The following is a 24407-nucleotide window of genomic DNA, read 5'->3' on the forward strand; positions in this document are numbered from 1 at the left end:
GATCGCGACATACCCGCCCCGGTCTTGAGCACCGCCAACATCGCCACGACCGCCTCAACCGACCGTGAAAACAACAACGCCACAACATGACCCGCACCCACACCACGACCGGCCAACACCGCCGCCACCCGCCCGGCAGCCTCATCAAGCTCCCGATACGTCAACGACCCACCCACACCACAAACCGCCACCGCATCGCCCACCCGCGACACCTGCACCCCAAACAACTCCGGCACCGACACCCCCACCGACACCGGCTCACCCAACAACCCCCAACGACCCACCCCCGCCAACCACACCCCCTCCCCACCATCAACCAACCCCACCGACGACAACCGACGACCCCCATCAACCACCATCGCCGCCAACACCCGCTCCAACCGACCCACCAACCCACCCACCAAACCCACCCCAAACACATCGGCGTCGTATTCGACGCGCAGGCGCAGTTCGTCGCCGGGCATGGCTTGCAGGGTGAGCGGATAGTGGTTGTATTCGCGCGCGGTCAACGCGGTGATGGCCAACCCGTCGGCGAGTGTCATGGACGTGTCGATCGGGTAGTTCTCGTACACGAACAGCGTGTCGAACAACTGGTCGTGGCCCACGGCGCGGTGAATCTCGTTGAGTGCCAAATGCTGATGCTCAAGAGTGAGGTTGTTGCCGTGGTGCAGTTGGTCGAGCAGGTCGGCGACCGTGGTGGTGGCCGTGCCGATCGCGCGCACCGGCACCGTGTTGATCAGCAGGCCCACCATCGAATCGGATCCGGCCAACTCGGCCGGGCGGCCCGACACCGCGGTGCCGAAGACGACGTCCTGCTGACCGGTCAGCGACATCAGCAGTTGCGCCCAGCCGGCCTGCAGCACCGTGTTCACCGTCGTGTGGTGACGGCGGGCCAGGTCGACCAACTCGGCAGTGGCCTGTGCCGACAGTGCGCCGGTCGCAACGCCGCGCCGGCCGGGCCGCACCCGCCCCGGTGGGCCAACCAGGGTGGGTGTGTCGAAGCCGGCCAACACTTCCCGCCAGGCCCAGACAGCGGCGTCGACATCTCGTTCGGCCAGCCAGGTGACGAACCTGCGGTACGGTGCTGCGGGCGGGAGGCGCTGGCCGTAGTAGCTGGTGAAGATCTCCTGCGCCAGGATCGGCAGCGACCAGCCGTCCAGCACGATGTGGTGATTCGTCAGGACGCACCGGTGTTCGTTCTGCGCGGTGCGGATCAAGGCGACCCGAAATGCCGGCGGTTCGTCCAGAGCGCAGACCGCCGCCCGCTCAGTGGCGCAAATCCGTTGGATTTCCGCCTCATCGGCGACCTCGCAATAAGCCCACGGGGCGGCGGGTTCGGCGGGAATGACCTGGACCGGTTCGTCGAACAGCCGACAGAACCGGGCGACCAGGTTGGGGTGCCGGACGACGACGGTGCCGACGGCCGTGCGCAGTCGATCGGAGTCCAGCGGTCCGGTAATGGTCAGGTCCAGCTGCATTGCATACACGTCGTCGGCGTTGCCGTCGGCCGCGCTGGCGTGGAACAGCAGTCCCTGCTGCAGTGGTGTGAGCGGCAAGATGTCGACGATCGCGTGTTGCCCGCACAGCGCGTCAATCTGTGGCTGGCTCAGCCGAGCGGGCGCGATATCCGAGGGGGTCAGCCCGCCACCACCGCGGCGTACGTGTGCACAGATGCCGGCCAGCGCCTCGAACCACAACCGGCTCAGGCGGCCGATCTGTTCGCCGGTCAGCGCCGAGACCGCCCAGGTCCAGGTGGCCTGCAGGCGCGGCCCGGTGTCGGTGTCGAGGGTGGCGGCGCTCAGTTCGACGGTGTGCCCCAACGGCATTGAGATTCTGGCAGCCGCGGCCGCGACTGCTATGCCGTCGGGGCTGACCCGCCATAGCTCGTCTGACAGCGGTGCCGCGCCGCCGAGTCGCCCGAGGTAGTTGAACCCGATCACCGGGTCGTCACCCGCCAGGCCCGCCGGGCCGCCGTCGGGGCGCAGATAGCGCAGCAGCCCGTAGGTCAGGCCGTCGGGCAAGGCGCGCAGTTGTTCCTTGGCTGCTTTGACCGCTGCACCCAGTGCGGGTTCACCGGTGCGTACGTGCTCCCACGCCAACGAAGCTGTTTGTAAGGCAACCGGATATTTGGTGGTGAACCACCCCACTGTGCGCGACAAGTCGACCTGGGGGGCGAGTTCTTCGTCGCGGCCGTGGCCCTCTACGTCGATGCCGATGGTTGCCGCCGTGCCGAGGAACTCCGTCCAGGCCAACCCGAAGGCGATCAACAGGATGTCTTGCACGCCAGCGTGAAACGCGGCCGGGATCTCACCGAGTAGCGCGCGGGTGAGGTCGGACTCGAGTTCCGCCGACAGTTGTCCCGCGCTGGCATAGGTGTCGTCGGGCGTGGGGGCGGGTAGCACCGGCGCAACCGCGCCGATCGACCGCCATGCTTGCTCGTGCTGCAGCATCGCTGCCGTGCCGGCGCGTTCGTGCAGCAGCGCGGACCAGGTGGCGAACGAGGTCCCCGTCTCGGGTAGCGCGATCGGCTGAGCGTTGCGATGCTGGGCCCAGGCAATATTGAGGTCTTCCAATAAGATTCGCCACGATACGGCGTCGACGGCCAGGTGATGAACGATGAGCACCAACCGGCGGGTCGAGGTGATCCACAGGGCGCTGAGCATGATCCCGGCGGCGGGGTTCAACCGCGCACGCGCCTGCGCCAGCGCTTGATCCGAATACCTGTCCACGACGCGCACACAGCTCTGCGTGTCGACGGCTCCGGCCTGCGGGACGCGCAGCGACCACCCGTCCGCTACGCGCAGTCGCAACATCGCATGGTGATCCAGCAAGGCCTGCAACAGGATTGCAACGTCGGCGTCGGTTGCTTCGGCGGGTGCCTGCACCACGACCGTCTGGTTGAACTCGTCGACGGAAGTGTTGATCCCGCGCAGCCAGCACATGATCGGCGTGGTCGGCACCACACCGACGCCGTCGTCGTGCGGGTCGGCTGCGCCGATCGTCACCGTGGCCACTCTGGCCAGCCGCTCGACGGTCTGCTCGACGAAGATGTCGCGGGGCCGGATCAACACCCCTGCGGCGCGGGCACGGGCGACCACTTGCATCGACAAGATCGAGTCGCCGCCGAGGTCGAAGAAGGAGTCGTCGGTGTTGATGTGGTCGTGGCCGAGGATTTGGGCGTAGATGCCGGTGAGGATTTCTTCGATGGCGGTGGTGGGGGGTCGGTGGTGGTGGGGTGGTGTTGGGGTGTGGGTAGGGCGTGGGTGTCGAGTTTGCCGTTGACGGTCAGGGGCAGGGTGTCGAGGGTGATGATGGTGGTGGGGATCATCCAGGGGGGTAGGTGTTGGGTCAGGGTGGTGCGCAGGGTGGTGGGGTCGGCGGTGCCGGTGATGTAGGCGATGAGGCGGGGGTGGCCGGGGGTGTCTTCGCGGGTGATGATGGCGGCTTGGTCGACGCCGTCGAGTTGGGTGAGGGTGGTGTGGATTTCGGCGGGTTCGATGCGGTAGCCGCGGATTTTGAGTTGTTCGTCGGCGCGGCCGAGGTAGTCCAGTTGTCCGTCGGGGCGCCAGCGCACCAGGTCGCCGGTGCGGTACATGCGGGTTCCGGGTGGGCCGTAGGGGCAGGGTAGGAATCGGGTGGCGGTCAGTGCGGGTTGGTGGTGGTAGCCGCAGGCCACGCCGTGGCCGGCTATGTAGAGTTCGCCGGTGACGCCGGGGGGTGTGGGGCGTAGCCAGGGGTCTAAGACGAATACCGCGGCGGTGGGTACGGGTGCGCCGATGGGGGCGGGGCCGGTGGCCGGGTGCAGGGGGGTGCTCATGGTGGCGTAGATGGTGGTTTCGGTGGGGCCGTAGGCGTTGATGACGACTCGCTGGTGTGCCCATTGGTCGACGACGTCGGCGGGGCAGGTTTCCCCGCCGAGTAGCAGCGCCACCGATTCCAGCCCGTGGGGGTCCAATAGGGCTGCGGCCGAGGGTGTTTGGGTCAACACGGTGACACCTTCGGCGATCAGCAGGTCGTGGAAGTCGGTCGGGGAGGTTGTCACCTCTTCGCCGACGATGACCAGGCGTCCCCCGCCGAGCAGGGCGGCCCAGATCTCCCACACCGAGAAGTCGAACCCGTAGGAGTGGCATTGGGTCCACACTTGCACCGCGGGCAGCTCCGCCGGTGTCGAGGCCGCCACGTGCGCGAGGTTACGGTGAGTGACCGCAACACCTTTGGGCACACCGGTGGTGCCCGAGGTGTAAATCAGATACGCAAGATCATCGGCCGACACCCGCCCCGCCCCCACGGTATCCACCGGCGGGCCGGCCGCCATCGCCTCGGCGATATCCACCACCGCCACCGCATGCCCGGCCAGCCGCCCGGCCAACGCCACGGTGCTGACCGCCACCACCGGGGCCGCATCGGCAAGCATGAACCCGATCCGCGCATCCGGATAGGCCGGATCGATCGCGACATACCCCGCCCCGGTCTTGAGCACCGCCAACATCGCCACGACCGCCTCAACCGACCGTGAAAACAACAACGCCACAACATGACCCGCACCCACACCACGACCGGCCAACACCGCCGCCACCCGCCCGGCAGCCTCATCAAGCTCCCGATACGTCAACGACCCACCCACACCACAAACCGCCACCGCATCGCCCACCCGCGACACCTGCACCCCAAACAACTCCGGCACCGACACCCCCCGACACCGGCTCACCCAACAACCCCCAACGACCCACCCCCGCCAACCACACCCCCTCCCCACCATCAACCAACCCCACCGACGACAACCGACGACCCCCATCAACCACCATCGCCGCCAACACCCGCTCCAACCGACCCACCAACCCACCCACCAAACCCACCCCAAACACATCGGTCCGGTACTCAACCGTGCCGACGATGCCGTCCGGGTCGCCGGTCGCGGTGTGGCGCTCAGTCAAGGAGAAGGCGAGATCCATTCGCGCGGTGTGAGTCTCGATCGGCATGGGGGTGGCGCGGACGTCCCCCAGCGCCAATTCGGCGGATGTGGCGCTCTGCCACCCCAGCATCACTTGCACCATCGGGTGGTGGGTCAGGCTGCGGTTCGGGTTGAGCCGTTCGACGAGGACCTCAAACGGAACATCCTGATGGTCGTAGGCGGCCAGGCTGCGCTGGCGAACCTGTGCGAGTAGCTCTCGGACGGTCGGGTTACCGCTGGTGTCGACGCGCAGCACCAGTGTGTTGACGAAGAAGCCGATGACATCGTCGAGGGCCGGATCGCGACGTCCTGCGATCGGGAAGCCCACGGCCACATCGGAACTGGAGCTCAAAGCGGAAAGTAGCACCGCCAGTGCCGCCTGCACCACCATAAAGCTGCTCGCGTGGTGTTCGCGGGCAAAGTCGTGCACCTGCCGCTGCAACTCGGCGGGCCACTCGATGGCCAAGCTGGCGCCCCGTTGATCGGCCACCGGGGGGTAGGGCCGATCGGTGGGCAGCTCGATGCGCTCCGGCATGCCGGCCAGCGCGTCGCGCCAGTAGGCGAGCTGTCCGGCGATCGGGCTACTGGCATCCTCCAGGTCACCGAATGCCGTCTGTTGCCACAGCGTGTAATCGGCATACTGCACCGGGAGTTCGGGCCACCGGGCGGGGTACCCGGCGCAGCGGGCAGCGTACGCCCGGCCCAGGTCGCGAACCAACGGCGCAATGGATCCGCCATCGGCGGCGATGTGGTGCACCACGCCCACCAACACGTGCTCGTCGTCGCGGCAGCGAAACAGGGTTGCGCGCATCGGGAGTTCGTTGGCCAGATCGAAGGGGCGCGTCACCGCGGCGCCGATCGCCGACTCCAGCCGGCCCGGCGTCCAGTCGCGCGAATCCACCGTGCGCCAATCCAACTCGGCTTGGTCGGCGGGTACCACCAATTGTTCCGGTACGCCGTCCGGCGCCGGGAACAGCGTCCGCAGGCTTTCGTGCCGCACCATTACGTCGCGCAGTGCGGCGGCCAGCGCGTCCGGGTCGAGGCGGCCGGACAGCCGCAACGCGACCGCCATGTTGTAGACGGGGGAGGGTCCGTGCAGCTGGTCGAGGAACCACAGCCGCGATTGGGCGAACGACAACGGCACCACCGCAGGCCGCTCGGCCGGCACCAGCGGAGTGCGGGGGCCGGCCTTGGTGCCCAGGTGCGGGGCCAACTGCGCGACGGTGGGCGCGTCGAATAGCGTGCCGACCCGAAGATCAGCGTCCAGCGCCGCGTTGATCGCCGCGATCGCCCGCATCGCCGCAAGCGAATCACCGCCCAAGTCGAAGAACGAATCGTCGACGCCGACGCGCGTGGCGCCCAGCACCTGACCGTAGATGCCGGCCAGGATCTCCTCGACGGATGTCGCGGGGGCGCGGTAGCGATCGACGTTGCGATAGTCCGGCGGCGGCAGGGCGCGGACGTCCAGCTTGCCGTTGACCGTTATCGGCAGCGTGTCGATCGCCATCACCGCTGCCGGCACCATGTAGGGCGGCAGTTGTTCGGCGAGCCGGGCGCGCAGCAGGACAGGGTCGGCCGTCCCGGTGACGTACCCGACGAGGCGTTTGCTGCCCGGCCGATCTTCACGGACGACCACCGCCGCCTGCGCTACCCCCGGTAATCCCTTGAGCGCCGAACGTATTTCGCCCAGCTCGATGCGGTAGCCGCGGATCTTGACCTGCTCGTCGGCGCGGCCGATGTACTGCAGTTGCCCGTCGGGGCCCCAACACACCAGGTCGCCGGTGCGATACATCCGCTTCTCGGGTGCGTTCGGGCCGGTGAACGGGCACGCCACGAACCGCGACGCCGTCAGCCCAGGCCTTTGCCAGTAGCCACATCCGACACCGTGTCCGGACAGATACAGTTCGCCGACCACACCGGCCGGCACCGGACGCAACCACGTGTCGAGCACGAAGAAAGCCGCCCCTGGCACCGGTGAACCAATCGGTATCACAACGTCATTCGGCGCCAGCGGCGCACTCTTGGATGCCCACATCGTCGTCTCGGTGGGGCCGTACACGTTGATCATGGTGCGGCCGGGTGCCCACCGGTCCACCACTTCGGGCGGGCAGGGCTCGGCGCCGATTACCAACGTCGCCGACTCCAGCCCTTCGACGGGCAGCGTCGCCACCGCGGACGGGGTCTGGGTGAGCACCGTCACCCGCTCGCCGACGATCAAGTCGTGGAAGTCGGCGGGTGAGCGGGTCATCGGTTCGGGCACCACGACCAGCCGGCCGCCGTGCAGCAGAGCACCCCAGATCTCCCACACCGAGAAGTCGAACGCGTAGGAGTGGAACTGGGTCCACACCTGCTCCGGCGTCAGCGGTACCTCAGCGTCCAGCCCCTCGAACAGCTGGGCGACGTTACGGTGGGTGACGGCAACGCCTTTGGGAACACCGGTGGTTCCGGAGGTGTAGATAATGTGCGCGATGTCGTCGGGTGCTGGTCCGGGCGGCGCGACGGCGGGTTGGGTGGCGAGGGCCGGGTCGTCGATGGCCACCACCGCCACCCCGTGTCCGTCGAGCCGCGACCGCAGCTCCGTAGTGGTGAGTGCGGCGATCGGGGCGGCGTCGGCCAGCATGAACTCGATCCGCGCCGCGGGGTGTGCCGGGTCGATGGGCAGATAGGCGGCGCCGGTCTTCAGCACCGCCAGAATCGCGACGATCGCCTCGGCCGAACGCGAAAACAGCACTGCCACCGACTGCCCCGGCCCGGCGGCCCGCTCGGCCAGCAGATGCGCCACCCGATTGGCGGCCTCGTCCAGCTCGCCGTAGGTCAGGGCGCGACCGTCGAAAGTCACCGCGACGGCATCTGGGGTGTTCCGGACCTGTGCGGCGAACAATTCGGGAATCGATGCGGCAACGGCCGGCCGGGTCAACGCCGCACGGTTGCCGACCCTGTCGAGATGGAGCTGCTCGTCCACGTCAAGCAGATCCATGAGCGACAGGCGGCGGACGGGCTCGGCCGCGGCGGCTGAGAGCACCCGTTGGAATCGCCGCAGCAGCGCCTGAACGCTCTCGGCGGTGAACACCTCGGCGTCGTACTCGAGGCGAACCCCCAGTTCGTCACCCGGCATCACCTGTAGCGTCAGCGGATAGTGATTGTTCTCCCGGGCGGTGTATTCGGTCACGGCGAGCCCGTTGACCCCGAACAGGGCGGGATCGACGGGGTAGTTCTCGTAGACGAACAGGGTGTCGAAGAGTTGGTCGTGTCCGGCGGCACGGTGAATCTCGGGTAGCGCCAAGTGCTGATGTTCGAGGATGTGGTTGTTGGCGCGGTGCAATTGCTCGAGCAGGTCGCTGGTGGTCGTCGCCGTGGTGATGGTGGCCCGGACCGGCACCGTGTTGATGAGCAGGCCCACCATCGACTCGGCGCCGGCCAGTTCGACCGGGCGTCCGGACACCGCGGTCCCGAACGCGACGTCGTGCTGACCGGTCAGCCACATCAGCAGTTGCGCCCACCCGGCCTGCAACACGGTGTTGACGGTGGTGTGTCGGGACCGCGCCAGGTCGGTCACGGCTCGGGTCGTCGCGGCCGGAATCCGGGCGGTGGCCACCTCGCGGCGGCCCAGCCCGAGCCGGCCGGGTGGACCGACCAGGGTGGGCGTCTGGAAGCCGGCAAACATTCCACGCCAGGCGGTTTCGGCGCTGTCGCGGTCTTGGCCGGCCAGCCATGTCACGAACCGGCGGTAGGGCGGAGCCGCGGGAAGTCGCTGCCCGTGATAGCTGGTGAAGATTTCTTGCAACAGGATCGGCAGCGACCAGCCGTCCAGGACGATGTGATGGTTGGTCAGCACCAACCGGTGCCGGTCTTCGGCGGTCCGGATCAATGCCACCCGGAACGCCGGCGGCTCGGTCAGGTCGCACACCGCCGCGCGTTCGGCGGCGCAGAGCAGCCGGAGGTGCTCGTCGGGCTCTGCGCCGTCGACGCCGTCCAATTCCAAGTATTGCCAAGCCAATACCGGACTAGCGGGGATCGCCTGCACCGGTTCGTCGAACTCCGGGCAGAATCGGGCGGCCAGGTTGGGGTGGCGGTCGATCACGGTGTCGACGGCCCGGCGCAGGCGGGCGGGGTCCAGTGCACCGGCGATGCCGATGTCCAGCTGGACCGCATACAACTCGCTGTCGCGATAGGTGTTGGCGTGGAAGAGGAGTCCCTGTTGCAACGGCGTCAGCGGCAAGATATCGGCGATCCGGTTCCGCCGGCACAACTCGTCGATCTGCTGCTGGGTGAGCCGGGCCGGGGCGATGTCCGAGGGGGTCAGGCCGCCGCCACCGCGATCGACGTGGGCGCAGATGCCGGCGAGAGCCTCGAACCACAACTCGCTCAACCGGCGCACCCGTTCGGCGTCGAGGGCCGACGTCGCCCATGTCCAGTCGGCGTGCAGCTGCGGGCCGACTTCGGTGTCCACGGCGCCGGCATTGAGTTCTACGGTGTGCCCCAACGGCATTGGGATTGCCGAGGACGCCGCGGCCAGCGACAGGCCGTCCGGGCCGATGCGCCACAGCTGGTCGGAATGCTGGCCGGCGCCAGCGCCGAGCCGTCCGAGATAGTTGAATCCGATCACCGGTTCGGGCCCGGTCAGGTCGACGTCGGGATTGAGGTAGCGCAGCAGGCCATAGGTCAAGACATCGGGCAGGGCACGCAGCCGCTCCTTGGCGTCCTTGAGCGCCACCCCCAGCGCGGTATCACCGGCGCACACCTGCTGCCAGGACAATCCGCCGACCGCCAATGCCACCGGGTATTTGGTGGTGAACCAGCCGACGGTGCGGGACAAGTCGATGTCGTCGGCCAGATGGTCGTGGCGGCCGTGGCCTTCCACCTCGATGCCGACGGGCACGGTGCCGGCGGCCAGGAACTCGGCGCAGGCCAACCCGAATGCGATCAGCAGAATGTCCTGCACTCCGGCGTGAAACGCGGCCGGGACCTCACCCAGTAACCGTCGGGTGGTCTCGGTGTCCAGGCACGCCGACAACCGTCCGGCCGTGGCGTAGGTATCGACCTCCGGGTTCGGTGTAGGCAGTGCGGGCGGCGTCGCGGCCACCTGCCGCCACGCCTCGGCGTGGGCCGCGAGCTCCGTCGTGCGGGCCCAGGTGCCGAGCCGCGTCGCCCAGCGGGCGAAAGATGTCCCAGTAGCAGGCAATGTCACTTGGTGCCCACCGTGGTGCTGCGCCCAGCCAAGGTTGATGTCTTCCAGCAGGATTCGCCATGACACACCGTCTACTGCCAGGTGGTGCACGATGAGCACCAGCTGGGATGTGGTCGTCACCCACAGCGCGCTCAGCATTTTCCCGGTGGCCGGATTCAGCCGTGCCCTGGCGCCAAGCACCGCGTCCTCGGACAGCTCGGCGACGGTGTCCAGGCAGCCCCGCGCGTCCAGGCCGGGCTGGGGAACCCATAGCGACCAACCGCCCGCGTCGTCACCGTCGACGCGCAGCCGCAACATCGCGTGTCGATCGAGCAGTGCTTGCAACAGCACCACCACGTCGGCCTCGGTCGCCGCGGCGGGCGCCTGCACCACGACGGTCTGGTTGAACTGTTCGGTGTCTCCCGCCACACCGGCCAACCAGCGAATGATCGGTGTCGCCGGCAGCTCTCCCGTGCCCTCGTCGACCGGGCCGCCCGCATCCGCTACCACAGTGGCGACCCGGGCCAGCCGGGCTACGGTCTGCTCGACGAAAATATCACGGGGACGGCACAATACACCGGCCGCGCGGGCCCGGGACACCACCTGCATGGACAGGATGCTGTCGCCGCCGAGGTCGAAGAACGACTCCTCGACGCCCACCCGCTCTAGCCCCAACACCTGGGCGTACACCCCGGCCAGAATCTCTTCGATGGCATCGGCGGGAGCGCGGTACCGGTCGGCGTCGTGGTACTCGGGCTCGGGCAGGGCGCGGGCGTCGAGCTTACCGTTGACCGTCATCGGCATGGCATCGATCGCCACCACCGCCGCGGGCACCATGTACGGCGGCAGCCGATCGGCCAGCACCGCGCGGGCTTGGCCGGGGTCGGCGGTTCCGGTGATGTAGCCGACGAGTCGTTTGACGCCGGGCCGGTCCTCCCGAGCGATGACGACCGCCTGCTCCACGCCCGCCAAACTAGCCAGCGCAGAACGTATTTCGCCGAGCTCGATCCGATACCCACGGATCTTGACCTGCTCGTCGGAGCGGCCCAGATAGTCGAGCTGCCCGTCGGGGCGCCAGCGCACCAGGTCGCCGGTGCGGTACATGCGGGCACCGCGCTGGCCGAACGGGCAGGCGGTGAACCGCGACGCGGTCAGGCCCGCGCGGTTGACGTAGCCACACCCCACCCCGCGACCGGCCAGGTACAACTCGCCGACCACTCCGACCGGCACCGGGCGCAGCCACTCATCGAGGACGAAGAACGCCGCCCCGGTGACCGGCGAGCCGATCGGCGGTACCTCCCGGCGCGGGGCGAGTGGTGCGCTCTTGGACAACCACATCGTCGTCTCGGTCGGGCCGTAGACGTTGATCATCACCCGTTCGCGTGCCCACCGATCCACCACCTCGGCCGGACAGGATTCGGCGCCGATCACCAACGTCGTCGACTCCAACCCATGTGGGTCGAGCATGGCGACGGCCGACGGCGTCTGGGTGAGCACGGTCACCCGCTCGGCGAGCAACAGGGCGCGTAGGTCGTCCGGTGAGCCGGCTACGGCCTCGTGCACCACCACCAGACGACCGCCGTGCAGCAGGGCGCCCCAGATTTCCCAAACGGAGAAGTCAAACGCATACGAATGGCACTGGGTCCACACCTGTTCCGGGGACAGGTCGAAACCCACCTCCAGTGAATCGAACAGCTGGGTCACGTTGCGGTGCGTAACCGCAACGCCTTTGGGTAGGCCGGTGGTGCCCGAGGTGTAGATGATGTGTGCGACATCGTCGGGGCGCGGTCCCGGGGGATCGATGTCGGGCTGGTCGTCAATGCGGGGATCGTCGACGTCGATGACCGGCAGGGGGCACCCGGCGAACCGCGACCGCAGCTCCCCGGTAGTGAGGGCAGCGACCGGGGCGGCATCGGAAACCATGAATGCGATCCGCGCCGTCGGGTGGGCGGGGTCGATCGGCAGATACGCCGCTCCCGCCTTGAGTACTGCCAAGATCGCGATGACGGCCTCCGCGGACCGCGAAAACAGCAGCGCCACTGACTGTCCCGGGACCGCGCCTTCGGACATCAATAGATGGGCCAGCCGATTGGCGGCCGCGTCGACCGCGCGATAGGTCATCGACCGCCCCTCGAACGTTACCGCCACCGCGTCCGGCGCCTGGGCGACCTGAGCGGCCCACAATCCTGGGACGGTTACCGGGTCGGCCGGCCTAGTCAGGGCGGCACGGTTGCCGATCTCGGCCAGCCGGGCGTGCTCGTCGGGGCCCAGCAGTCGCAGCGACGAAAGCCGCTGCGCCGGAGCGATTGTCATGGCGGCCAAGACCCGCTGCAGCCGCCCGAGCAGCGTTTCAACCGACGCCGCGTCGAACACATCGGTCCGATACTCCAACATTCCGCGCAGCCCCGCGGGCTCACCCGTCGCGGTGAAGTGTTCGGTGATGGAGAATGACAAATCCGTTCGCGCGGTGTGAGTGTGGATTGCGAAAGGGACCGCCCGCACGTCACCCAAGGCCAGCTCGCCCGGTTCGGCGTTCTGCCAGCCGAGCAGCACCTGCACCAGCGGGTGATGAGTCAGGGATCGGGTCGGGTTGAGCCGTTCCACCAGGACTTCGAAGGGCACGTCCTGGTGCTCGTAGGCGGCCAGGCTGCGCCGGCGAACCTGGTCCAGCACGTCGGCCATCGTCGGATTTCCGGCCAGGTCGACGCGCAGGACCAAGGTGTTGACGAAAAATCCGACCAGTTCGTCCAATGCTGGATCACCACGCCCGGCGATCGGAAACCCCACGGCCACTTCGGAACTCGCGGTCACCGCGGACAGCATGATCGCCAGCGCCGTCTGAACGACCATGAAGCTAGTCGCATTGTGAGCGCGGGCCAGGTCGCGAACGCGCTGCTGCAAATCGGCCGGCCAGTCGATGGCCATGCTCGCCCCGCGCTGATCGGCGACCGGCGGGTAGGGCCGGTCCGTCGGCAACGGCAAGACCTCGGGCATCCCCGCCAGGGCGTCTTCCCAATAAGTCAGCTGGGATGCGATGGCGCTGCCGGGGTCGTTTACGTCGCCGAATTGTCCACGTTGCCAAAGCGTGTAGTCGATGTACTGCACCGGCAAGTCGTCCCACCGCGGTGCTAGTCCCGCTTGCCGAGCCGTGTACGCCTCGCCCAGATCGCGCAGCAGCGGGGCCACCGACCAGCCGTCGGCTGCGATGTGGTGCACCACGCCGACTAGCACGTGCTCGGTGTCGTCGAGTCGGAAGAGCGTGGCCCGCAACGGGATATCAGCGATTGGGTTGAACGCGTAGCGCGCGGCGGTGACGATCGCTTCGTCCAGCTGGACGGCACTGGACTCGAGGGCATCGACGACCCGCCACGGCAACTCGACGCGATCGGCAGGCACCACGACTTGGTGCGGGGTGCCGTCGGGAGCCGGGAACACCGTCCGCAAGCTTTCGTGGCGGGCCACCACATCGGCGAGCGCGGCGGTCAGCGCGTCGACGTCGAGTCGGCCGGTGAGCCGCAATCCGACCGCGATGTTGTAGACCGGGGACGGTCCTTGCAGTTGGCCCAGAAACCACAGGCGGGACTGCGCGAACGACAGCGGCACCACCGCCGGCCGCGGCATCGCCGTCAGCGGCTCCGAACGCTGTTGGCCGGCGACGATGTGCGGCGCCAGCGCGGCGACGGTGGGAGCCTCGAACAGTGTCCGCACCGAAAGACCGCTGTTCACAACGGAATTGATCGCGGCGATCACCCGCATGGCCGACAGCGAGTCTCCGCCCAGATCGAAGAAGGAGTCGTTTGCCCCGATCTGCGACACACCGAGTACCTGGGCGTAGATTCCGGCCAGGATTTCCTCGACCGCAGTGCTGGGCGCGACGTAACGGCCGTTGTCGCGGTATTCAGGGGCGGGCAGGGCCCGGGTGTCGAGTTTTCCATTGACCGTCAACGGCATTGCGTCGAGGACCACGATGGCCGCAGGCACCATGTGTGCCGGCAGCCGTTCGGCCAGCGCGCCGCGCAGCTCGGCGGGATCGGCGGTGCCGGTGACGTACCCGACTAGGCGCTTGTCTCCCGGGCGGTCTTCCCGCACCAGCACGGCCGCCTGCTCGACCCCGGCCAGTTGTGCCAGCGCAGAGCGTATTTCGCCGAGCTCGATACGGTAGCCGCGGATTTTGACCTGGTCGTCGGAGCGCCCGATGTACTCCAGCTGCCCGCCGCTGTTCCAGCGCACCAGGTCCCCGGTGCGATACATGCGTTGTCCGGAGGCCCCCGGGCACGCCACGAACCGGGTAGCCGTCAACCCGGGCCGCCGTACGTAGCCGCAGCCGACACCGCGCCCGGCCACGTACAGCTCCCCGATCACCCCGGCCGGCACCGGGCGCAGCCAGTCGTCGAGCACCAGGAACGCGGCGCTCGGCACCGGTGAGCCGATCGGGGCCGTCCCGCCCGCCGTCAGCGGTGCGCTCTTGGCCACGTACATCGTGGTCTCGGTGGGCCCGTAGACGTTGAGCATCACTCGTCCCGGCGCCCATCGGTCCACCACCCCGGCCGGGCACGCCTCGCCGCCGATCAACAGCGCCACCGGGCCCACCGCCTCGGGCGACAGCGCCGCCACCGATGACGGAGTTTGGGTCAGCAGGCTCACGCGCTCGTCGACCAGCAGCGCCTGGAACTCCTCGGGCGCGGCGGTTGCCGATTCGGGCACCACCACCAACCGCCCGCCGTGCAGCAGCGCGCCCCAGATCTCCCACGCCGAGAAGTCGAACGCGTAGGAGTGGCACTGGCTCCACACCTGCGCTGGCGGGAGGCCGGCGGTGAGCGAATCGAGCAGTTGGGTGATGTTGTGCTGGGTGACGGCCACACCCTTGGGCGCGCCGGTAGTCCCCGACGTGTAGATGATGTGGGCTATCTCGTCGGGGGAGGGGCCCGGCGGCGCGGTGTCGGGTTGGGCGGCGATGGCGGGATCGTCGGTCGTGATGACTTGCAGGCTGTCGCATCCCTCAAACCGATCGGCTATCGCCGCGGTGGTCACCGCGATGGTGGGCGCCACGTCGGCGAGCATGAAATCGATGCGCGCACGCGGGTGGGTCGGGTCGATCGGCAGGTAAGCCGCACCGGTTTTCAACACCGCCAGGACCGCGACGATCGCGTCGGCGGACCGCGGAAACATCAGTGCGACGACGGTTCCCGGGCCTGCGCCATGTCTAGCGAGGAGATGTGCCAGCCGGTTGGCGGCCGCATCGAGTTCGCGGTAGGTGAGCGAGCTGCCCTGGCACGTCACCGCGACGGTGTCGGGGGTGCGCGCGACTTGCGCGGCGAACAGCTCCGGCACCGACGCGCGAACCGTGTGCCGGTCCAGCACCTTCCGATTGCCCCAGCGATCGAGGACCGCATGCTCGTCGGGGCTGACCAACTCGACGGACGACAAGTCGCGCCCCGAGTTGGCCGTCATCGCCGCCAACAGCCGATGTAACCGGTCCGTCAATTCCGCGACGTCGAAGTCCGAATACGGTTGCCCGGCACCGGCGGTGGTGAGGAACTGTTCGTCGCCTACGCCGACGAAGAACAACCCGAAATGTCCGATCGGGCCGAAACTGGTGTAGGTGGCTGTCGCCGGGATGCCGGCCAGGTTCAGCGTGAGCCGAGACGGAATGAAATTGACGACGACCCGATTCCCGCCCTGCCCGTTACCGCGAATACCGCCGTCGTCGCCGAGGGTATGTACGGGAAATCGCTGGTGGCGCAACGCGTCTCGGGTCTGGGTGTCGACGTGCCGGCAAAACTCGGCGACCGTCATCATCGGGGCCGTCTGCAATACCAATGGCACCACGCCGGCTACCATGCCGGGCAGCGACTTGGACTCCGGATGCACTCGCCTGCTCACCGGGAAGTCGAGTACCACCTCCGAACCGCCGGTGCAGCCGCGTACTAGCAGGGCGCACGCGGCCGTGAGCACCGAAGATCGCCGGACACCTAGCGCCTTGGACAGCTCCTTGATCCGGCCGACCACCGACGGATCCAACTGAACGGGCGCGGACGGTTCAGACGAATTTCGCCGGACCGCGCCTGGCGGGTAGTCCGGGGCCGGTGCCGACGGCAGATGGCTACTCCAGTAAGCCTGGTCGGCCAGGTAATCCGCGGACGCCTCGTAGTCCAGTTCGCTGTGTACCAGGTCGTGTAGCGACCCGAAAAACGGCGGAGACGGCGACGAACCGGAAACAATTGCGGAATAGATAGCCGCAATCCGGCGCCCAACCAGCGCAATGCCCAACCCGTCCAGGATTATGTGGTGGCAACACGTAAACCAGTAATATTCATCATGTTTCGTCCGGAAGAGCGCGAATTTGAGCAACTTCCCGGTGAGTGGCATCGGAGTGTGTTGCATCGACGATGCAATCGCGCGGGCTTGTTGTTCGGGGTCCGACGAGTCGCGTAAGTCATAGCAAGCCAGCTCGAAATCCGGGTGTTCGGTGACTTTTTGGAAAACCTGACCGTCGACCTCAAAGAAGACAGCCCGAGCTGCCTCCGCCTCGCTAAGCGCTTTGCTGATTGCCTGCTTAAGCAAATCCGGATCGACGGCGCCGCCGATTCTGACGAATAGACCGAGTTGCCAGTCGGTGCCGGTGTCACCCGTTTCTTGGGCGAGCCAAATGTCCAATTGCCGGCGCGTCAGCGGCAGGACACTGGCGTCAAGTTCCATCCGATCGCCCTTACCCAAAAGGCCTACGCAATATACGCAATAACGGCCCTATGCTGGCTCGAGTTGCGCATTTTCCGCGGCCGCACGCCGAGTGGCCGCCCTTTCGGACGGTGTTGGTTGTCGTCGACGTCTTGTTACTCACCGATGCTCCCCACACGTCTAATCGACATGAGTGGAACAAACCCTAGTGGACACAACCCAGCACCGACAGGGGTTTTGGCAAAGTTCCTGGAGTTAGCTGGCTGTTAGAGAGGAATTCGGCGGGCGTCCGCGCGCGCAAAGCGAAAATGCCCGTGCAGCAACGGATTTGCGGTGTACCGGAGACCCGCGCGAATCAGCGACCACGGTACCGTGTAACGAACCCGGCCGCTACTCGACAGCGATCGCGGGCCGGCTCTACCAATGAGCTCAGCGGGCCTGACCCTGGGTGGCCAGGAACCCCGCGACGCCGCGGACCAGCGCGTCGGCATATTTTTGACGTCCCTCCGGTGACTCCATCAGCCCGGAGTCCACCGGATTCTTCATGTTGCCGCACTCGACCAGGATTGCGGGGTACTGCGCCAGATTGAGACCGGTCAAGTCAGATCGGCCGTACAGCCCGCTCTGGCCGATGTAGGTGGCCGGCGGTATGCCGGAAGCCTGCATCTGGTCGCGCACGATGCGGGCATACTGCACCGACGGTCCCGCCTGCACCTGGTTGAGCGGTGGGGCCGAATAGTTGACGTGGAATCCCCGGCCGGACGGCGGCCCGCCGTCGGCATGGATGCTCAAGATCGCGTTGGGGCGCAACGAGTTGGCCACGTTGGCGCGTTCATCGACACATGGCCCCAAACCGGTGTCGTTGCCCCGCGACAAGGCGGTCCGCACACCCAACGCGTTCAGTGCCGCGCGTACCCGCAGCGCGGTGTCCCAGGTGAACGTGTGTTCTTGGTAGCCGCTGTTGGTCGCGGTTCCGCTGGTCTGGCAGTCCTTGGTGCCACCGCGGCCGGTCGTTACCTGCCGGCTGATGGAGGCGTCGTTGGCTCCGTTGTGGCCGGGGTCGATGAAGACGACCATGCCCGCGATGCTCGACGGGACCCCCCACGCGGCCGGGGTCGCGGCCGGGGTGACCGCTGTCGACGCAGCAATCACTGCCCCGATGACGAACTTGGCCCCGACACGCCTGCTCACTCGTAGATGCACGGGGCAAAGGTAACGTCGCGCAGTCTACGCTGGGTGTTTCGAATCGCCAGACATCCACAGGCGAAACCAACTCGAGACCAAGATGCGAGGGGATTGTCATGCAACCCGGTGGCGACATGTCGGCGCTGCTCGCCCAGGCGCAGCAGATGCAACAAAAGCTGATGGCGGCTCAGCAACAACTCGCGAATGCCGAAATCCACGGTCAGGCCGGCGGCGGCCTGGTTGAAGCCATCGTCAAGGGCAGCGGTGAGGTCGTCGCGGTCAAGATCGATCCCTCGGTCGTCGACCCCTCCGACGTCGAGACCTTGCAGGACCTAATCGTCGGCGCCATGGCCGATGCCTCCAAGCAAGTCACCAAACTCGCCCAGGAGCAGTTGGGGTCGTTGACCGCGGGTCTGGGCGCGCCACCGAACCCGGCCGGCCCATCGGCTCCACCGGCGCCGCCGATGCAGATGCCGGGGCTGTGACCCACATACCGACATGTTTGAGGGACCCGTCCAGGATTTGATCGACGAGCTGGGCAAGCTGCCGGGCATCGGGCCAAAGAGCGCCCAGCGCATCGCTTTTCATTTGCTGTCGGTCGAACCGCCGGACATCGACCGATTGACCGCCGTACTGGCTAAAGTCCGCGACGGGGTTCGCTTCTGTGCGGTGTGCGGCAACGTGTCCGACGGTGAGCGCTGCCGGATTTGCGCCGACCCGCGCCGGGACGGCTCCCAGGTGTGTGTCGTCGAGGAACCCAAGGACGTCCAAGCCGTGGAGCGCACCCGGGAGTTCCGCGGCCGCTACCACGTCCTGGGCGGCGCGCTCGATCCGCTGTCCGGGGTGGGCCCCGATCAGCTGCGGATCCGTGAGCTGCTCAGTCGCATCGGCGAGCGGGTGGACGGCGTCGACATCACCGAGGTGATCATCGCGACCGACCCCAACACCGAGGGCGAAGCGACGGCCACCTACCTGGTCCGGGTGCTGCGTGACATCCCCGGGCTGACCGTGACGCGGATCGCGTCCGGGCTACCGATGGGCGGCGACTTGGAGTTCGCCGACGAGCTGACGCTGGGGCGCGCGCTCACCGGTCGCCGCTCGATGGTCTGACCAGCGGCGGGCCGTCAGGCCTTGCTCAGCTGAAATTGCCTGGCGACGACCTGGCCCGGATCTGCACCGCACTCCGGTGTCGTCGTCTCGCCTTCCCCGGCCAGCGTCACGGCATCGAAGCTGTAGTTGACGGCCGCCGGAGCCGATGCGCCGTTGGGGCATGGCACCGGGGCCGTGCCGCGGTGCGTCCATCGTCCATTGGCGAGTTGGAATTCCCAGCTAATGACGAACGTCCCGCCATCCTGTGAGGTCGCCAGGGTGCAGTCGGATCCGCACGGGACGAAAAGCCAGGCGGTCGGTTTGTCGCTGCCCGCGTACAGGACGTTGTAGCGGCCGTTCAATACCTCCGGATTGGCGTGGGCCGGCGACGACGTGCTGACTGCAGCTGTACCGAGCAGCGCGGCACCGGCCACGAGACCGAACTTCGCCAGCCGGGCCGGCACGTCAGCGCGCCGCCAGTCGTTCGCGGCGCAGCTGGTCCACTTCGGCCAGCTGCAGCGGCGTCAGCTCGCCCACTACCTTGCCGAGCAGCAGGTCGGCCAGCTCCGGGTTGCGGGCCAGACACGGCCCGTGCATGTAGGTCGCGACGATGCTGCCCTGGACAACACCGTCGAAACCATCGCCCAGGCGGTTGCCCGCCCCCTTGGCGACCGCACCCAGTGGCGAGGCCGCGGGCCCCAACACCGTGCCACCACGGTGGTTCTCGAAGCCGGTCAGCGGCTGGGTCAGCCCGGTCAGCAGCGGCGTGCTCACCAGCTCACCGATCGTGCGTTGCTGCTGCGGCGTCGTGGTGGCATCCAGCATCCCCACGCCGTCGACGCGTTCTCCGGACGACGTCTCGTACCAGTGGCCGAGCACCTGGACGGCCGCGCAGATCGCCAGAACCGGCGCGCCTCGCTCCGCGGCACGTTGCAGGCCGGGGTAGCGCAGCAGATGCCGGGTGGCCAGCCGCTGCGCGTAGTCCTCGGCCCCGCCCAGCGTGTACAGATCCAGCGATTCGGGCACCGGGTCGTCCAGTGTGATCTCCACGATCTCGGCGGCGAGGCCCCGCAGCCGCAGCCGTTGACGCAGGACGACCGCGTTGCCGCCGTCGCCGTAGGTGCCCATCACGTCGGGCAGCACCAGTCCGATCCGCACCGTGGACAGCGACCCAGTGTCAGCCATAGCGGGCCACCGCTCGTTGCAGCTGCAGGAACGCCGTGTAGTTGGCGACGACCTCGACTCGCCCCGGCGGGCAGGACGCAATCGCGGCGAGCGTGTCGTGCACGAGGGTGTGCTCGACCCCGGCGTATCCCAGACGCACCGCCAGGTCCGTGCCCCGCTCGCCCGCCGCAACGACGGCTGCTTCCTCGCGCGGCTGTCCCTCGCTGGATTCGCCTCGTAATGCACGAGGCTCACCAGCGCGCTGTTGTTCCTCGCTGGATTCGCCTCGTGATGCACGAGGCTCACCAGCGAGATGCTCGAAGCGCACGTCCCACAGCCAGGACAAATCCTCGCCGTCGGGCACCTGGCCGTTGACCGCGATGACCACCCCGGCCGCATGCTTGTCCACCATCGACAGCGCTTCCTGCCACCCGGCCGGGTTTTTGGCCAGCAGAATCCGCGCGTCGTGCGCGCCGATGCGCACGGTGCGGTACCGCCCTGCCACCTCGTCCACGGCCGACACCGCCGCGACGGCTTTGGCGGGGTCGGCGCCCAGTGCGACGGCGGCCGCGACGGCCTGGGCGGCGTTACCCCTGTTCACTGCGCCGGGCAAGGCCAGATGCATGGGCAGTGCCAGCCCGTCGGGGCCATACAGCATGTCCCCATCTGCGGCGCCGAACCACCAGTGCGGGGTGGGGCGCTTGAAGTCAACGCCGGTGCTGTACCAGTGGCCCTGTTCGCGGACGATCACTTCGCCGCTGCGTGGGCAGCTGACGGAGTCGTTCGCCCAGGCGCCGCCGGCGGCCACCCACACCACGTTCGGGCAGTCGTAGGCCGCCGACGTCATCAGCACGTCGTCGCAGTTGGCGACGATCACTGCGGACGGGTGGCGGGCCAGCCCAGTCCGCAGCGTGCGTTCGATCACGTTGATCTCGCCGACCCGGTCCAGCTGGTCGCGGGACAGGTTGAGCAGCACGATGACGCTGGGCACGACGGCGTCGGATACGTGCGGCACGTGCATCTCGTCGACTTCCAGAGCGGCCAGGCCGGCGCCGCGATCGGCGGCCAGGGCGGCGACCAGGCCCGCGTCCATGTTCGCGCCCTCGGCGTTGGTGGCGACCGAGCCGAGCGTGCTCAACGCGGCCGCGATCATCCGGGTGGTGGTCGACTTGCCGTTGGTGCCGGTGATGACGACCGTGCGCCGTCCAGCGCCGAGCTGACGCAGGACCGAGCGGTCTAGGGTCATCGCGACCAGGCCGCCGATCATCGCCCCCGCGCCGCGCCCAGTCACGCGCGACGCCCAGCGCGCGCTCGCCCCGGCGGCGAGGGCGAGACGGGCGCGGGTGGTGACCACCCGCGCAGTTTAAGGGCGATCGCAAGCGCGGCGCTTTTGGCCGGGCGCTGCGGGTCGCCCTCGTCTGGTTCAGGGCGATCGCAAGCGCGGCGCTTTTGGCCGGGCGCTGCGGGTCGCCCTCGTCTGGTTCAGGGCGATCGCAAGCGCGGCGCTTTTGGCCGGGCGCTGCGGGTCGCCCTCGTCTGGTTCAGGGTGATCGCAAGCGCGGCGCTTTTGGCCGGGCGCTGCGGGTCGCCCTGAAACGGCGACACGGTGGTGCAACGACCGGGCGATGTCGGTCAGACGTGCCATTCTCAGTCCATGAGCCCTACGAATCCGGCTCCCTGGGGACGGCCGGCAAGCGATCCAGAGGCGGGGTGGGCCGTCATCGACGTCGAGACCTCGGGATTTCGGCCCGGTCTGGCCCGGATCATCAGCCTCGCGGTGCTCGGCCTCGACGCGAACGGCCGCGTCGAGCAGTCCGTCGTCAGCCTGCTTAATCCCGGCGTGGACCCCGGTCCGACCCACGTGCACGGGCTGACCGCCGCCATGCTCGAGGACCAGCCCCAGTTCGGCGACATCATCGGTGACGTCATCGAGGTCGTACGCGGTCGCACGCTGGTGGCGCACAACGTCGCGTTCGACTATGCGTTTCTGGCCGCCGAGGCCGAGCTCACGGGCGCCGAACTTCCCGTCGACACCGTCATGTGCACGGTCGAGTTGGCCCGCCGCCTCGATCTCGGCCTGGATAATCTGCGATTGGAGACCCTGGCCGCGCATTGGGGCGTGACCCAGCAACGCCCACACGACGCCTTCGACGACGCATTGGTCTTGACCAATGTGCTGGCCTCCGCGCTCAAGCGGGCCCGGGAACGCGACATCTGGTTGCCCGTTCACCCCGTGACGCGGCGTCGGTGGCCCAATGGCCGGGTCACCCACGACGAGCTGCGGCCGTTGAAGGCGCTCGCTTCTCGGCTGCCCTGCCCGTATCTCAACCCGGGCCCGTATGTCCGGGGCCGGCCGCTGGTGCAGGGTATGCGGGTGGCGCTGGCCGCCGAGGTGCGCCGCACGCATGAGGAACTCGTCGAACGAATCCTGCATACCGGACTGGCCTACACCGATGTAGTCGACCGGGAGACGTCGCTGGTCGTTTGCAACGACGTTGCGCCTGAGCAGGGCAAAGGGTTCCAGGCTCGGCAGCTGGGCGTACCGATGGTGTCCGACGCGCAGTTCATGGCGGGGGTGAGTTCGGTCGTCGGCGGCACCAGCATGGAGGAATTCGTCGACGCATCCCGGGCCGACGATCAGCTCGCCCTGTTCTGACAAGGCGCGATGCCGTTGCCGCAGCGGGTCGTCGGTCGACCTGCACTGGCAGCGCGTCGAGGCGCTGCGTGGCGCCGTCGGGCCACTCGATCGCTTCGGCGCGAAAGCGCTTATGGCGCAAATGCGTTCGTTAGGTGACGAGCAGTTCCGCCGGTACACGCTGGCCCGTTTCGAGCTGTTCATGGAGGGCGCCCGCCGCCCGCAGCTGCAGCCGTTTCTGCGAGACCTGCAGGCCGCCGCGGTCAAACCGCCACGCTGATCTTCGAGGCGGCGGGCCAGTCCCCGACACCGGACGGATGGACGAGCTCAGCCGGCTGCTCAACGGCTACGTCTTCGGCGCCCTGACTATCCCCGGCGCCGAAGACCCGTCCGGGCTGGTCGACCGGCTCCTGGATACATACGTCGGGGGCTGACGCCGCAGCGTGTCCGCGGGCCGCTCCCCGTAGCGGGCGGTGTATACCGCGGCGAAGCGGCCGACATTGCCGAACCCCCAGCGGTGCGCCACCGCCGTCACCGTGGTGACGGACGGGTCGCTGTGCAACAGCGCCTCGTGCGCATGACGAAGCCGCACGTCGCGCAGGTAGTTCATCGGCGTCGTGCCGAGATGCCGGCGGAACCCATCCTGCAACGTCCGGACGCTGACGTGGCTCTGGGACGCCAACAGTGACACGGTCAGCGGCGACGCCGCTTCGGCCTCGATGAAGTCCATCGCTGCTCGGACCACCCGCGGGGTCGCGCGCGGCGAATCATCGACCAGGGCTTGGCGATCCGGATGGTCGACGCTGACCAGCAGCCCGCGCACCAGGGCGTCTACCAGCGGCCACCCGAGCAGCGGCTGATCAACCACACTGTCGCGGATAAACAGCTCGCGCCGCAGTAGCAACAGCAACTGCAGCCAGCCGTGCCCCGGTCCCGCACGTGTCGACATCGCGCCGTCGAAGTCGATCCGCGGTGCTGGCGTGTGTCCGAGGCAGCGCGCGAGCGTGTCCTCGACGAAACTGCGCTCGATCTTGACGAACAGTAACCGGCCGTTTTCCCACCGGGGAATCGCCGTCTCGCCCTGCGGCTGGTAGACGGCGGCCATGCCCTCGCGCACGGTCAGTTGCCCGTCGCGATGCACCGACTCCAAGTGACCCGACAGCGCGACGTTGACGTGGTAGGTGAGATGTTCGTCGCCGCAATTGATCCACACCGGCGCGCCGAAGACCATCTCTCCGACCGTGACGGGGCCGACGCTGGCGACGCGTTGCTGAAACGAAACGGTCGTACGGGGCTGCAGCAAACCGATTTTCTGGTGCGGATACATCGCCGCCCCGCACAGCTCGACGGCGTCCTCGAACGAGCGCGCCGACGCCCACCCCGCACCCGTCGGCGTACCGGCGTCGTGCTGCATGACCCTCCTTCTGAACTACTTCGCCTATCCAGACCGGGGCCGCCGCGGGGGTGCCTTGCTGCCGTACGCGCAAAATGGCACGGCTGCGGCGCGCAGTGGCTACCCGCCGGTCCGCGCCGACCAT

General features: G+C 68.0%; 11 protein-coding genes and 1 pseudogene. 4 read left to right on the plus strand and 8 right to left on the minus strand.

Translation table 11 applies throughout. From position 1 onward, the window contains the following. Positions 1–74 precede the first annotated feature (74 nt). From G6N33_RS27860 to G6N33_RS13550, 4 genes and pseudogenes are all read right to left on the minus strand, one after another. A pseudogene (locus G6N33_RS27860) lies at positions 75–3173 on the minus strand (condensation domain-containing protein); the annotation flags it as partial. After that, entirely contained in the window at positions 3065–4684 is a 1620-nt protein-coding gene (locus G6N33_RS27865; RefSeq protein ID WP_163771529.1) for an amino acid adenylation domain-containing protein, read from the minus strand. The gene G6N33_RS27865 and the pseudogene G6N33_RS27860, both read right to left, overlap by 109 nt. After that, positions 4593–16817 (minus strand): non-ribosomal peptide synthetase, encoded by a 12225-nt coding sequence (locus tag G6N33_RS13545; RefSeq protein ID WP_163771531.1) that lies wholly within the window; start codon positions 16815–16817, stop codon positions 4593–4595. Before G6N33_RS13545 ends, G6N33_RS27865 begins: the two co-directional genes overlap by 92 nt. 408 nt (positions 16818–17225) lie before the next feature. Further along, positions 17226–17999 (minus strand): Rv3717 family N-acetylmuramoyl-L-alanine amidase, encoded by a 774-nt coding sequence (locus G6N33_RS13550; RefSeq protein WP_044508899.1) that lies wholly within the window; start codon positions 17997–17999, stop codon positions 17226–17228. 98 nt (positions 18000–18097) lie between these two features. Between G6N33_RS13550 and G6N33_RS13555 the strand changes: the two genes are divergently transcribed. After that, positions 18098–18466 (plus strand): YbaB/EbfC family nucleoid-associated protein, encoded by a 369-nt coding sequence (locus G6N33_RS13555; RefSeq protein WP_044508898.1) that lies wholly within the window; start codon positions 18098–18100, stop codon positions 18464–18466. Positions 18467–18479: 13 nt separating this feature from the next. After that, positions 18480–19091: a recombination mediator RecR gene (gene recR, locus G6N33_RS13560; RefSeq protein ID WP_044508897.1), complete on the plus strand. Its 612-nt coding sequence runs from the start codon at positions 18480–18482 to the stop codon at positions 19089–19091. A gap of 14 nt (positions 19092–19105) precedes the next feature. On the opposite strand, the gene G6N33_RS13565 is transcribed toward recR, so the two are convergent. From G6N33_RS13565 to G6N33_RS13580, 3 genes are read right to left on the minus strand one after another with little or no spacing between them, the layout of a single operon-like run. Continuing rightward, positions 19106–19534 carry a hypothetical protein gene (locus G6N33_RS13565; RefSeq protein ID WP_231382507.1) on the minus strand — a complete coding sequence of 143 codons (429 nt, stop codon included), beginning with the start codon at positions 19532–19534 and terminating at the stop codon, positions 19106–19108. Position 19535: 1 nt separating this feature from the next. Beyond that, positions 19536–20255: a type 1 glutamine amidotransferase gene (locus G6N33_RS13570; protein ID WP_044508896.1), complete on the minus strand. Its 720-nt coding sequence runs from the start codon at positions 20253–20255 to the stop codon at positions 19536–19538. Then, positions 20248–21588 carry a Mur ligase family protein gene (locus G6N33_RS13580; protein WP_232069433.1) on the minus strand — a complete coding sequence of 447 codons (1341 nt, stop codon included), beginning with the start codon at positions 21586–21588 and terminating at the stop codon, positions 20248–20250. Before G6N33_RS13580 ends, G6N33_RS13570 begins: the two co-directional genes overlap by 8 nt. Before the next feature lie 300 nt (positions 21589–21888). Here G6N33_RS13580 and G6N33_RS13585 point away from each other — a divergent pair, with 300 nt between their 5' ends. Both G6N33_RS13585 and G6N33_RS27470 read left to right on the plus strand, forming a co-directional pair. Beyond that, positions 21889–22890 carry a DEDDh family exonuclease gene (locus tag G6N33_RS13585; protein ID WP_044508894.1) on the plus strand — a complete coding sequence of 334 codons (1002 nt, stop codon included), beginning with the start codon at positions 21889–21891 and terminating at the stop codon, positions 22888–22890. 121 nt (positions 22891–23011) lie between these two features. After that, entirely contained in the window at positions 23012–23149 is a 138-nt protein-coding gene (locus G6N33_RS27470; RefSeq protein WP_231382506.1) for a hypothetical protein, read from the plus strand. 66 nt (positions 23150–23215) lie between these two features. On the opposite strand, the gene G6N33_RS13595 is transcribed toward G6N33_RS27470, so the two are convergent. Continuing rightward, on the minus strand, positions 23216–24283 hold the full coding sequence (locus G6N33_RS13595; RefSeq protein WP_049919050.1) for a helix-turn-helix transcriptional regulator: 1068 nt from the start codon (positions 24281–24283) through the stop codon (positions 23216–23218). Positions 24284–24407: the final 124 nt, after the last annotated feature.

Origin of the sequence: Mycobacterium simiae, assembly GCF_010727605.1 — a bacterium.
In the GTDB taxonomy this organism is placed as follows: Bacteria; Actinomycetota; Actinomycetes; order Mycobacteriales; family Mycobacteriaceae; genus Mycobacterium; species Mycobacterium simiae.

Excerpts from the sequence above, each read along its gene's own strand:
- G6N33_RS13545 (WP_163771531.1), bottom strand. The coding sequence starts at position 16,817 with ATGGAACTTGACGCCAGTGTCCTGCCGCTGACGCGCCGGCAATTGGAC.
- G6N33_RS13555 (WP_044508898.1), top strand. The coding sequence starts at position 18,098 with ATGCAACCCGGTGGCGACATGTCGGCGCTGCTCGCCCAGGCGCAGCAG.
- recR (WP_044508897.1), top strand. The coding sequence starts at position 18,480 with ATGTTTGAGGGACCCGTCCAGGATTTGATCGACGAGCTGGGCAAGCTG.
- G6N33_RS13570 (WP_044508896.1), bottom strand. The coding sequence starts at position 20,255 with ATGGCTGACACTGGGTCGCTGTCCACGGTGCGGATCGGACTGGTGCTG.
- G6N33_RS13585 (WP_044508894.1), top strand. The coding sequence starts at position 21,889 with ATGAGCCCTACGAATCCGGCTCCCTGGGGACGGCCGGCAAGCGATCCA.
- G6N33_RS27470 (WP_231382506.1), top strand. The coding sequence starts at position 23,012 with ATGCGTTCGTTAGGTGACGAGCAGTTCCGCCGGTACACGCTGGCCCGT.
- G6N33_RS13595 (WP_049919050.1), bottom strand. The coding sequence starts at position 24,283 with ATGCAGCACGACGCCGGTACGCCGACGGGTGCGGGGTGGGCGTCGGCG.